General features: G+C 70.4%; 6 protein-coding genes. 3 read left to right on the top strand and 3 right to left on the bottom strand.

What is annotated here, in order from left to right; all coding sequences use genetic code 11:
• Positions 1 to 49: 49 nt before the first annotated feature.
• Positions 50 to 757: a DUF4166 domain-containing protein gene (locus tag AC07NX_RS09285; RefSeq protein ID WP_494641141.1), complete on the top strand. Its 708-nt coding sequence runs from the start codon at positions 50 to 52 to the stop codon at positions 755 to 757.
• On the top strand, positions 754 to 2,274 hold the full coding sequence (locus AC07NX_RS09290; RefSeq protein WP_494641143.1) for a TIGR01777 family oxidoreductase: 1,521 nt from the start codon (positions 754 to 756) through the stop codon (positions 2,272 to 2,274). The genes AC07NX_RS09285 and AC07NX_RS09290 overlap by 4 nt, the downstream gene beginning before the upstream one ends.
• Here AC07NX_RS09290 and AC07NX_RS09295 read toward each other — a convergent pair.
• From AC07NX_RS09295 to recA, 3 genes are all read right to left on the bottom strand, one after another.
• Positions 2,202 to 5,525 carry a DEAD/DEAH box helicase gene (locus AC07NX_RS09295; protein ID WP_494641145.1) on the bottom strand — a complete coding sequence of 1,108 codons (3,324 nt, stop codon included), beginning with the start codon at positions 5,523 to 5,525 and terminating at the stop codon, positions 2,202 to 2,204. The genes AC07NX_RS09290 and AC07NX_RS09295 overlap by 73 nt on opposite strands.
• Before the next feature lie 84 nt (positions 5,526 to 5,609).
• Complete coding sequence (alaS, locus tag AC07NX_RS09300) at positions 5,610 to 8,258, bottom strand: alanine--tRNA ligase (RefSeq protein ID WP_494641147.1); 2,649 nt, start codon at positions 8,256 to 8,258, stop codon at positions 5,610 to 5,612.
• 875 nt (positions 8,259 to 9,133) lie between these two features.
• A complete protein-coding gene (recA, locus tag AC07NX_RS09305; RefSeq protein ID WP_035073697.1) occupies positions 9,134 to 10,204 on the bottom strand; it encodes a recombinase RecA in 1,071 nt (356 codons plus the stop codon).
• A gap of 273 nt (positions 10,205 to 10,477) precedes the next feature.
• On the opposite strand from recA, the gene AC07NX_RS09310 reads away from it, so the two are divergent.
• Entirely contained in the window at positions 10,478 to 12,082 is a 1,605-nt protein-coding gene (locus AC07NX_RS09310; protein ID WP_494641150.1) for an EAL domain-containing protein, read from the top strand.
• The last annotated feature ends 64 nt before the right edge of the window (positions 12,083 to 12,146 follow it).

The raw sequence follows: 12,146 nt of genomic DNA on the forward strand, positions 1-12,146 counted from the left end.
TTCTCTTTAGACAGAAATAACAGGCAAGACGGGAACAGGGAATTTGGCCATGTTGGAGATCGCAAGACCCCGCCCCGCGGCCCGCCGGGACCTTCCGGAGCCCGCGCCCGCCGACCTGCGCGACCTGCGCTTCCGCGCCTTGCTGGGCGAGGCCGGCTGGGCCCGCCTTCCTCAGGCCGTGCGCGACCGGTTCAGCAAGCGCCTGCGTCCCGGCATGGCCGTGACCTATGTCGGCGAGATCACCGAAAGCCGGCGCAACTGGGCCGGCCAGGTCCTGGCCCAGCTGTGCCGCCTGATCGGCGCGCCCCTGCCCCTCCACGACGACCTGGGCGTGGCCGCCGTCGTGACCGTCACCGAGGACGGCCCGGCCGGCGGCCAGTTCTGGACCCGGATGTACAACCGGGCCCACGGCTTCCCGCAGGTGATCCACAGCAGCAAGCGCTTCGCCGGCCCCACGGGCCTGGAGGAGTATCTGGGCTGCGGCTTCGGCATCGCCCTGGCGGTCAGCGCCGACGAGACCGCCCTGCACTTCCACAGCCGCGGCTACTTCCTGGCGCTGGGCCCCGCGCGGCTGGGCCTGCGCCTGGGGCTGCCGGCCTGGCTGGCGCCGGGCGCCCTGACCATCAGCCACGTCGACCAGGGCGACGGCGGCTTCGCCTTCGTCCTGGACCTGCGCCATCCGCGGCTCGGCCAGATGCTCCGCCAGGTGGGGATGTTCCGCGAGCGGCCGGCCGCCCTTCGGGAGACGGATCGATGACCGACCTGATCTGGACCCTGGTGTTCCTCCAAGTGGCGATGGGCGGGTTCGACACGCTCTATCACCACGAGCTGACCGAGCGCCTGGCCTGGCGGCCGTCCCAGGCCCGGGAGCTGCGGCTGCACGGGGCGCGCAACCTGGCCTATGCGGCGATGTTCCTGCTCCTCGGCTGGAGCCGCCCGCAAGGCGCGCTGGCCGTCGCCCTGATCGGGCTGATGCTGGGCGAGCTGGTCCTGACCCTGTGGGACTTCGTCGAAGAAGACCGCACGCGCAGGCTGCCGGCCAGCGAGCGGGTCGTACACACCCTGCTGACCCTGAACTACGGGATCGTCCTGGCCCTGGTCCTGCCGGTGCTGGCTCGCTGGTCGGAAGCGCCCACCGCGCTGGCCCCGACCGACTACGGCGCCTGGAGCTGGCTCTGCGCCCTGGCCGCCGCGGCGGTCTCGGTCTTCGGCCTGCGCGACCTGGCCGCCGCGAGGCGCGCCCGGCGGATCATGGCGAGCGATCCGGTTCCGCTGGTCGCGGCGCTGGCGCCGGGACTATCGATCCTGGTCACCGGGGCCACGGGCCTGATCGGCCGGCGCCTGGTCGCGGCCCTGGTCGGGGCCGGCCACGAGGTCACCGCCCTGACCCGCGACCGCGCCACGGCCGCCGGCCTGCCCGCCCCGATCCGCATCGTCACGGACCTGGACCAGATCGCCGGCGACGCCCGTATCGACGCGATCGTCAACCTGGCCGGCGAACCGATCTCCGAAGGCCTGTGGACGCCCGCCAAGCGCCGGCGGATCATCGGCTCGCGCCTGGCGGTGACCCGGGCCGTGGTCGCCTTGATCGCGCGGCTGGACCGCCGGCCCGCCGTCCTGGTCAGCGGGTCCGCGATCGGCTGGTACGGCCTGCGCGGCGACGAAGTGCTGGACGAGGCCGCCGACGGCCACGACTGCTTCTCGCGCACGATCTGCCGGCGCTGGGAGCGCGCGGCGATGACCGCCCAGGACCTGGGCGTGCGGGTGGCGCGCCTGCGGATCGGCATCGTCCTGGCGCTCGACGGCGGGGCCCTGTCGCGCATGCTGACCCCGTTCGAGTTCGGCCTGGGCGGGCCGTTCGGGACCGGACGCCACTGGATGAGCTGGATCCACCTGGACGACCTGGTGCGCCTGATCGCCCACGCGATCGCCACGCCGGGCCTGGAAGGGCCCGTCAACGGCACGGCGCCGGAGCCGATCCGCAACGCCGCCTTCGCCCGCGCGCTCGGCCGCGCCCTGCGCCGCCCCGCCCTGCTGCGCGCCCCGGCCGCGCCCCTGCGGCTGGCTCTGGGCGCCTTCGCCGACGAGTTGCTGCTGAACGGCCAGCGGGTCACGCCCGCGGCGGCCCTGGCCAGCGGCTTCCGGTTCGTGCACCCGACCCTGGACGGCGCCTTGGCGGCGATCGTCGGGGCGCGTGGCCGTCAGTCGAGCCGTGACGCCAGAACGCTGAACACCCCCGCCGTCCGCCAGCGTTCCCTGGAGCCCACGACGTAGAGCGCCTCCTTGGCCCGGGTCACCGCGACATTGAGCAGATTCGGCTGACCGCCCGCCCAGCCGCGCGCCCCGGCCTGCTGCGGCAAAGGCGCGCCCAGGACGAAGATCACCGCTTCGGCTTCCCGGCCCTGGACGGTGTGAACCGTGCCCACTCGCTCGCGCACCCAGGCGACGGCGTCGGCGACCGCCGGACCCAGCACGCCTGTCTCCACGATACGACGTCGCAAGCCGTCAGCCACCGCCACGAACGGCGTGACGACGTAGAGATCAAGCTCGACCCGAGCGGCGACCAGTCGGGCCAGCAAGGTGATCACCGCCTCGCCCTCTTCAGGCGACCACTTGTCCTGGGCCGAGCCCAGCACGTCGATCCATCTCGACGGGCCCAGCACCTGGGCGATCGGCGAGGCGGCCGACGCCTTGGCCTGGACCATCATCCCCTCATAGGCCACCTGATTGGCGACGGCGAACATCGGATCGGCGCAGCGGCGATGGACCAGCAGGGGCACGCCGACGGTGCGGCTGCCCATCTTGCCCACGAACTCCGCCCGGTGGGGCGTGGCGCTGTCGGCCAGGGTCTGGGCCGACGCGCCGGGCGCGTTGAACGGGTCGGGATCCGCCCCGAACCGGCGATGGATCGCGGCGGTCAGACTTTCAGGCAAGGTGACCACCGGCGGAATCTGCACGGGATCGCCGACGATCACGGCGCGCCGCGCCCGTGTGAGGGCCCCAACCGCCGCCTGCGGCAAGGCCTGGCCAGCCTCGTCGATCAGCAGCCAACCCAGCGAGCCAGGCGGCAGGTCGCCCAGCATGCGATCCACCGAGGCGAACGTCGTCGACAGGGCCGGCACGACCAGGAAAAGCGACGACCACAGGTCGGGGATCAGTTGATCCTTCTCGGAATCGCCCAGGCTCGCGCCGCCCAGGACGTTCATCATCGCCCCGAGATTGTGGCGCAAGGGCCCGGCGGCCGCGTCGATGAAGGCCTTGTGCAACGCCATGGCGGCGACGAACACATCGTCGCGCGCCCGTTGCACGGCGGCGTCCAGCCAAGGCGCGGTCTTCTGCCGCACGGCGTGGTCGCGCGCGAAGAACGCCTCGTCGACGAAGAGATCGGCCAGGTCTCGCCGACGTCGCTCGGCCGCTTCGGTCGCCCGTTCCAAGCGCTGGCGCGCGGGCTCCAGATCCGTCGTCGGGGCAAGCCGCGTCAAGGTTCGCGCCAAGGCCCCAGCCAGACCCGCCTCCAGGACGGGGCGAGCCGCCACAAGATCAACCTCCACGGCGGCTCGCGCCGAACGCGCGGCGGCGCGCCAGACCCGATAGGCGCGGGTCTGGAAAAGCCGCGACCAAAAGCCGGGACGCCGCGACGCCAAGCCGGCCCATGCCGTCAAGGACCCGCGCAACGCCGGAAGGCGCGCGGCCGCGATCCTGGCGAACTCCAGTTCGTCCAGCGCGGTCTTGCTGATCTTCAAGGCTTCGGCGAACGCCCGTCGCGCCTGCCCCCAGCGCACCAGCGCCTCGTCGTGATCGCGAGGCGGCTTTTCCTCGGCCACGATGCGCGGGGCCCGCTCCGGCCCCTTGTCGTCGGCCTCGATCACCTGCGGCCTCCCGGCGGCGGCGGCCAGGTAGGTCGATAGACCAACCTCCTTGTCCCACCAGAAGGTCTGGCCGAACCGATAGCGGTTGCCAGCGTTTCCCAGCACGGCCGCCCCCAGCCCCCAGGTCGGTCGCTGCAACAGGCTGTCGGACAGGCTCTTGAAGTAGCGCAGACCGGGCTCGTCCTCGGCGACCGCGCCCAGGCCCGGCAGCTCGGCGCTGACGTTCTCGACCGCGCCATTGTTGGAGGAGGCCACCAGCATCTCGAAGCCCTTTAGGCGATCGTCCAACTGGTGGAGATGCAGCCAGCCATTGCCGGCCTTCAGGCGCTTGCCCGTGGCGTGGAAAGCCGTCGCCGGATCAGCAAAGGCCATCATCGCCTGGGCGCGCTCGGTCACCAGGGCGGCCAGCAGATCGCGCAGCAAGGTGGTCTTCCCCGTGCCAGGCGGTCCGTTGACCGCCAGGACGCCGCCGGCCTCGCCTTCGGCCAGGGCCAGATTGACCGCCGCCTGCTGCAGCAACACCAGGGGATGGCGTCCCCGTCCGGGCCAGCGGGCAGGTGAATATCGGGCCGGCCCCACCGCGGCGGCCAAGGCGGCGCGGTCGGTGAACAGGTCCGGACGCCGCGGCGGCTGGACCACGCCCAGATAGCGCCGCAAAACGCCCGGCGCCTGGTCGCGATCGAACAATCGCCGAGCCCGCGCCAGGTCATTGAGATAGAAACTATTGAGCAGCAGAGGTTCAGGCGGCTCCGAACTCCTGAAACCGACGAAGCTGCGGATCGCAAAACGCGGCGGCTTGACCAGATTGGCCGGCAGGCCGAGCTTTCCGACCAGCCAACCATAGGCCGCGTCGATCATCGCGTGGGTCAGCGGCCGCGCCAGTCCATCCTCGTCCGCCACTCGGATCCGCTCGACCAGGCCCTTGTTGAGTTCGGCCTCGACGTCCGACCAGCCGGCCAGGCGGTCCAGGCCTCCCGCCAGCGCCACCGGCACGCCCCAACCGAAACTGGCGACCAGCGCCGGATTGTCGTCGATCGGGCGGCCATCCTTGTCGAGGATCAGCACCGCCAGGATCGCTTCGCCGCTCACCTTGGGCCGTTCGGCTCGGCCGTCAGCATAGACCGCCAGCAGGTGTTTGACCGTCTCGGGCAGATCGATCGAGCCCAGGACCACCTGATGGTAAAGCCGCGTCCCGGGCTTGGCCTTGGCGCCGCGCTCCCAGGGCAGAGCGCCGTCGAGCTTGACGACGGCCCCCTTGTCGCCGCCGGCCAGCTGTTCGGGCCGTCGGAACCCCGGCGGCGACAGCACTTCCAACGCCGTCCAGGCCGACAAAACACCGTCAGGCGTGTTGGTCACCGGCGGATAGGGCTTCGGCTCGGATCTGGGCGCGGCTGGTTCTGGCGCGACGGCGGCGACTGGCGACGCCCCCGCCGCCGGCTCGGCGGTTTGGGTCGAGGCGGCATGGCGCGCGGCGGGCCGTTCGGCCGAGACCTCGCCAAGCCTGGCGGCGACCTTGGCCGCGAGCGCTCGGCCGCGCGGGGTAAGGCGATGGACGAGCTCCGCCTCCAGGATTTCCAGAAGCGCCACGTCGCCCGGCCGCGCCTCATACTCACGCTCCAACTCGGCGATTGGTGAGTTGAAGAACGGGCGTTCCATCGGCGCGACCCTAAAGCTGACGCTCGACGCTTAGAGGAGGAGCGGGCGCGACGAGGCGCGCCGAATGTCGAACCCCGGCCTGACCTAGCCCGCCAGCGCGGCCTTGACCGCGTCCAGGCCGTCCTGGGCCTTGGTCGCGTCGGGAGCGCCGCCCTGAGCGAAGTCGGCCTTGCCGCCGGCGCCCTGGCCGCCCATGGCGATCACCGCCGCCTTGGCCAGGTCCGCGGCGCTGAACTTGCCGACAAGGTCGGCGGTCACGGCGATGGTGACGGCGGCTTTGCCGTCGGTGGTCCCGACCAGGGCCACGACGCCGCTGGACAGCTGCTTCTTAAACTCTTCGGCCACGCCGCGCAGCTCCTTGCCGCCGACACCGTCCAGGACGCGGGCGATCAGGGCCGTGCCGTTGATCTCTTCGGGGCCGGCGGCCGCGCCGCCCGAGCCGCCGCCCAGGGCCAGCTGCTTCTTGGCCTCGGCCAGCTGCTTTTCCAGGGCCTTGCGCTCGGCGACCAGGGCGTCGACGCGGGCCAGGACCTCGGCGACCGGGGTCTTGAACTGGTCGGCCAGGGCCTTGGCCACGCCGGCCTGGTCCAGCAGGAAGCGGCGGGCCGCCTCGCCGGTCAGGGCCTCGATGCGGCGCACGCCGGCGGCCACGCCCTGTTCGGAGACGATCTTGAACAGGGCGATGTCGCCGGTGCGGGCCACGTGGGTGCCGCCGCACAGCTCGACCGAATAGGCCTTGCCGGCCTCGGTCAGGGACTCGCCCAGGGTCAGCACCCGGACGCTGTCGCCATATTTCTCGCCGAACAGCGCCACGGCGCCGGCCTCGATGGCCTCCTGCGGGGCCATTTCCTTAGTCTGGGCCGGGACGTTCTGGCGGATCACCGCATTGACCTCGGCCTCGATGCGCTCGATCTCGTCGGCGCTCAGCGGGCCGCCGTGGCTGAAGTCGAAGCGCATGCGGTCGCCGTCGACCATCTGGCCCTTCTGGGCGACGTGCGGGCCCAGCACATGGTGCAGGGCGGCGTGCACCAGGTGGGCGGCCGAGTGGTTGGCGCGGGTGGTGGTGCGCTTGGCCGCGTCCACCGAGGCCACGACCTGGTCGCCGACCTTCAGCGGCCCGGCCAGCTCGACGCGATGGACGTGCAGGTCGCCGGCCTGCTTCTGGGTGTCGGTCACGCGGCTTTCGAGGCCGCCGGCCTCGATCACGCCGGTGTCGCCGGCCTGGCCGCCGCTCTCGGCGTAGAAGCTGGTGCGGTCCAGCAGGACGTCGACGGTCTGGCCCTTTTCGGCGGACTCGACCGGGGCGCCGTCCAGCACGATGGCCTTGACGGTCCCGGTGGTCTCGGTGGTGTCGTAGCCGACGAAGTCGGTCGGGCCGCTCCGTTCCTTGATCGCGAACCAGGCGGCGGCCGCGCCCTGCTGGCCCGAACCGGTCCAATTGGCGCGGGCCATCTGGCGCTGGCGGTCCATGGCCACGTCGAAGCCGTCGGTGTCGACGGTCAGGCCCTTGGCGCGCACGGCGTCCTGGGTCAGGTCCAGCGGGAAGCCGTAGGTGTCGTAGAGCTTGAAGGCGGTCTCGCCGTCCAGCACCTCGCCGACCGCCAGATTGGCGGTGGCCTCGTCGAGCAGTCCCATGCCGCGGCCCAGGGTGACGCGGAAGCGCTCCTCCTCCTGGCGCAGGGTCTCGACGATCGAGGCCTCGGCCCGGCGCAGCTCGGGATAGGCCTGGCCCATCTCGGCGACCAGGGTCGGGGCCAGGCGGTGCATCAGGGGCTCGCTGGCGCCCAGCAGATAGGCGTGGCGCATGGCCCGGCGCATGATCCGGCGCAGGACGTAGCCGCGGCCTTCGTTCGAGGGGGTGACGCCGTCGGCCAGCAGGAACGAGGACGAGCGCAGATGGTCGGCGATCACGCGGTGCGACGGGGCCTGGTCGCCTTGCGCCTTGACGCCGGTCAGCTCGACGCTGGCGGCGATCAGCGCCTTGAACAGGTCGATGTCGTAGTTGTCGTGCACGCCCTGCAGGACGGCGGCGACCCGCTCCAGGCCCATGCCGGTGTCGATCGACGGCTTGGGCAGCGAGACGCGCTCGCCGCCAGCCAGCTGCTCGAACTGCATGAACACCAGGTTCCAGATCTCGATGAAGCGGTCGCCGTCCTCGTCGGGGCTGCCGGGCGGGCCGCCGGGGATGCCCTCGCCGTGGTCGAAGAAGATCTCCGAGCAGGGGCCGCAGGGGCCGGTGTCGCCCATCGACCAGAAATTATCGCTGGTCGGGATGCGGATGATGCGGTCGTCGCCCAGGCCGGCGATCTTCTTCCACAGATCCGCCGCCTCGTCGTCGGTGTGGTAGACGGTGACCAGCAGCTTGTCCTTGGGCAGGGCGAAGTCGCGGGTCAGCAGGGTCCAGGCGTGGTGGATCGCCTGCTCCTTGAAGTAGTCGCCGAACGAGAAGTTGCCCAGCATCTCGAAGAAGGTGTGGTGGCGGGCGGTGTAGCCGACATTGTCCAGGTCGTTGTGCTTGCCGCCGGCCCGGACGCACTTCTGGGACGAGGTCGCGCGCGGATGCGGCGGGGTCTCGGCGCCCGTGAACACGTTCTTGAACGGCACCATGCCGGCGTTGACGAACAGCAGGGTCGGATCGTTCTGCGGCACCAGCGGCGCCGACGGCGTGATGGCGTGATCGGCCGCGCCGAAATAGTTCAGGAAGGTGCTGCGGATCTCGTTCAGGCTGGGCATCGGCGTCTCGGGCGTTCGTACTGAATCCGGTGGACCCGGAAGTTGGCGCTGCATAGCGCGGTTTCAAGCGATGTGGAAATCGCGTTGGTGGTCGAGACCTTGGATGGCCGCCCCATGTTCCTCCAAGGCTCTCCCCCGTGGGGAGGCGCCGGCGAAGCCGACGGTGGGGGGAACGGTCGGAAGATCGCCGGGTCGTGGATCTTCGATCCTACAACTCCCCCCACCGATCGCTGTGCGATCGCCTCCCCCACGGAGGGAGGGGTATCGCATATGCCTCAAAACGATTGTCATCCCGGACGAGCGCGCAGCGCGAAGATCCGGGACCGGGGCGTGAACTCAGAGCTTGCGGCGGTCCCGGATCGGCGCTCGGCTCTGCCGAGCTTGTCCGGGATGACAGATTTTTTCAGAGCAAATCCATATGCGATCGCCTCCCCCACGGGGGGAGGGCCTGGAGCGGCCTACTCAGCGCCCCCCTCCGTCACTCCGGACTGGCGTCCGGAGCGCCACCTCCCCCTGAGGGCAGGGGTATCGCATATGGAAATTCCGGCCCAAATCAGGGTTCGGACCGGCTTTGGCGCCACCTGGATCGACCCAAGGAAAGCTTCGGATCGCGCGCGAATACTGACTTTCGAGTCGGCTCCACTGCGCACCGAGATGGCCGTTTTTCCATATGCGATACCCCTGCCCCTGAGGGGGAGGAATAGGGGCGGAGAAACGAAATCGGACGCCTGGCATGGGGTCCAGGCGTCCGGGGATCGCGACCGGCCGGGCGGTGAAGCGCGGCGGGCTATGAGGCGGGGTCGCCCGCCGCGGGCGGCGGCCGCGAAACCTTCGGCCGGTCCAGGCGCCCGAAGACGGCCCGGACCGGGGAAGTCCTATTCGTCGGCGTCGTCGTCGGGACCGCCGACCAGCAGTTCTTCCTCGATCTTCCGGGAAGACTGACGCACGGCCGCCTCGATCTCGGCGGCCAGATCCTTGTTGGCCTTGAGGAACTCGCGGACATTGTCGCGGCCCTGGCCGATGCGCTGGCTGTTGTACGAGAACCACGAGCCGGCCTTGTCGATGATCCCGGCCTTGACGCCCAGATCGATGATCTCGCCCAGCTTGGAGATGCCCTCGCCGTACATGATGTCGAACTCGACCTCGCGGAACGGCGGGGCCACCTTGTTCTTGACCACCTTGACCCGGACGTTGTTGCCGACGATCTCGTCGCGGTTCTTGATCGAACCCGTGCGGCGGATGTCCAGGCGGACCGAGGCGTAGAACTTCAGGGCGTTGCCGCCGGTGGTGGTTTCCGGGCTGCCGTACATCACCCCGATCTTGTGGCGGATCTGGTTGATGAAGATGACGATGGTGTTGGCCTTGTTGATCGAGGCGGTCAGCTTGCGCAGCGCCTGGCTCATCAGCCGCGCCTGCAGGCCCGGCAGGCTGTCGCCCATCTCGCCCTCGATCTCGGCCTTGGGGGTCAGGGCCGCCACGGAGTCGACGACCACGATGTCGACCGCGCCCGAGCGCACCAGGGTGTCGGTGATCTCCAGGGCCTGCTCGCCGTTGTCGGGTTGCGAGACCAGCAGGTTGTCGAGATTGACGCCCAGCTTGAAGGCGTAGCCCGGATCCAGGGCGTGCTCGGCGTCGACGAAGGCCGCGGTGCCGCCGGCCTTCTGGCATTCGGCCACCACGTGCAGGGCCAGGGTCGTCTTGCCCGAGCTTTCCGGCCCGTAGATCTCGATCACCCGCCCCTTGGGCAGGCCGCCGATGCCGAGCGCGATGTCCAGGCCGAGCGAGCCGGTGGAGATCGACTCCATCTCGACCTTGCCCTTCTCGCCCAGCTTCATCACCGAGCCCTTGCCGAACGCCCGGTCGATCTGGGCCAGAGCCGCCTCGAGGGCGCGTTGCTTGTCGCCGTCTTCCTTGCCCACGAGTTTCAAAGCCGCCTGATTGCTCATTGGAGAGATCCGCCCTTATTTCATGATTCCGACAGTCGGATCGGAGGTTCGCGACCGCCGCGCCCACCCGCCTGTGGAATGATTAATGCGTACATGCTTTGTTCCATGTTCGCAAGATGTTCTTACTCTAAGGGGCCGATACGTCAAAATCGGTCGTGTTTCCATAACCGATGCGACAATTCCCCGCGCCCGGAAGCTGGGCCGCGGACCCGGCCGAAACCGGTCCTTAACGACGGCCGGCCATTCTGCCGCTCTTCCGGGGGGACTGCCGTCTTGTCGATCGATCCGCGCCGCCTACTGGGCCTGGCCTTCGCCAGCGCCGACCTTCTCCTGGAGGTCGAGGACGGCCGGGTGACCCTGGCGCTCGGCGCGGCGCAACGGATCATGGGCCAGGACGAGCGGACGCTGACGGGCCTAGCCTGGCGCGACCTGTTCGCCACCGCCGACCGACCGCTGCTCGACGCCGTCGCCCACGTGATCGACGACGGCCAGAGGCGCGGCCCGGTCACGGTGCGCCTGGCCGGCGAACCGCCACGCCACGTGAACCTGACCCTGCGCGCCCTGCCCGACAACCGCGGCCGGATTTCGGTCTCGGTCACGCCGGCCAACGCCCCCTCGGGCCAGGTGGACGAGGAAGGCCTGCGCAGCCGCGAAAGCTTCGAGGACATCGCCCGCGGCCTGTTCGAGGCGGCGCGCGTCACCGGCCTGGAGCTGGAGTTGGCCATGGTCGACTTCTCGGACCTGGACTCCCTGCGCCAGCAGATGTCCCAGCCCGAGGCCCACGCCCTGGACCTGAAGCTGGCCGGCGCCGTGCGGGCCGAATCCCACGCCGGCGGCCTGGCCACCCGCCTGTCGCCCGACCGCTTCGCCCTGGTCCGCGCCAAGGCCGACCACGCCGACGACATGGCCCAGCGCCTGACCCGCGCGACCGCCGTCCGGGCCAGCGCCCACGTGGTGCCGATCGACGGCGGCGTGGCCCCGTCCCGCGGCCTGAAGGCGCTGCGCTACGCCCTCGACGACTTCCTGCGCGAAGGGCTGAAGGACACCCCGCCGCTGAGCCTGTCCGAGGCGATGAACCGGTCGGTCAAGCGCACCCTGTCGCGGGCCGGCGCCCTGGGGGTGGCGGTCAGCCAGCGCCGCTTCACCCTGGCCTACCAGCCGGTGGTCGACCTGAAGACCGGAACAGCCCATCACCACGAGGCCCTGGTGCGCTTCGAGGACGGCGGCAGCCCGTTCCAGCTGATCCGCATGGCCGAGGAGTTCGACCTGATCGCGGAACTGGACCATGCGATCGCCGAGATGGCGGTCAAGCGCCTGGCCGCCGACCGTTCGGGCGCGGTCAAGCTGGCGATCAACGTCTCGGGCCGCACCATCGTCAACGAGGACTTCGTCGACCATATCGGCCGCCTGCTGGCCAAGGCCGACGCCGCCAAGGGCCGGCTGATCTTCGAGATCACCGAGACCAGCGCCATAGATGACCTGCCCCGCGCCAACCAGCATATCCAGGCCCTGCGATCCCTGGGCTCGCTGGTCTGCCTGGACGACTTCGGGGCCGGGGCCTCGTCGTTCGCCTACCTGCAGGAGCTGAGCCTGGACATCGTCAAGATCGACGGCCGCTACGTCCGCGAGCTGGCCGGCAACGGCCGCGAGGGGGCCATGGTGCGCCGCCTGGTCGAGCTGTGCCGCGACCTGAAGATCCGCACCGTGGCCGAGATGGTCGAGACCGCCGATATCGAGGACATGGTCCGCAAGGCCGGCGTCGACTTCGCCCAGGGCTGGCTGTTCGGCAAGCCGGCCGACCAGCCCCAGCCGGCGCTGAAGACCAGTCCGGTGACGCCGGCCGCGCGCCGGGCGGGAGTGTCGGAGGGGTGGGGATAGCTCCCTGTCCTTCTCCCCTTGCGGGAGAAGGTGTCAGCCGTAGGCTGACGGATGAGGGGTCTCC

The organism is Caulobacter sp. GW821-FHT09A05, assembly GCF_059418465.1.

Coding starts and splice junctions, on each gene's coding strand:
- AC07NX_RS09295 (WP_494641145.1), bottom strand. CDS start 5,525: ATGGAACGCCCGTTCTTCAACTCACCAATCGCCGAGTTGGAGCGTGAG.
- recA (WP_035073697.1), bottom strand. CDS start 10,204: ATGAGCAATCAGGCGGCTTTGAAACTCGTGGGCAAGGAAGACGGCGAC.
- AC07NX_RS09285 (WP_494641141.1), top strand. CDS start 50: ATGTTGGAGATCGCAAGACCCCGCCCCGCGGCCCGCCGGGACCTTCCG.
- AC07NX_RS09290 (WP_494641143.1), top strand. CDS start 754: ATGACCGACCTGATCTGGACCCTGGTGTTCCTCCAAGTGGCGATGGGC.
- alaS (WP_494641147.1), bottom strand. CDS start 8,258: ATGCCCAGCCTGAACGAGATCCGCAGCACCTTCCTGAACTATTTCGGC.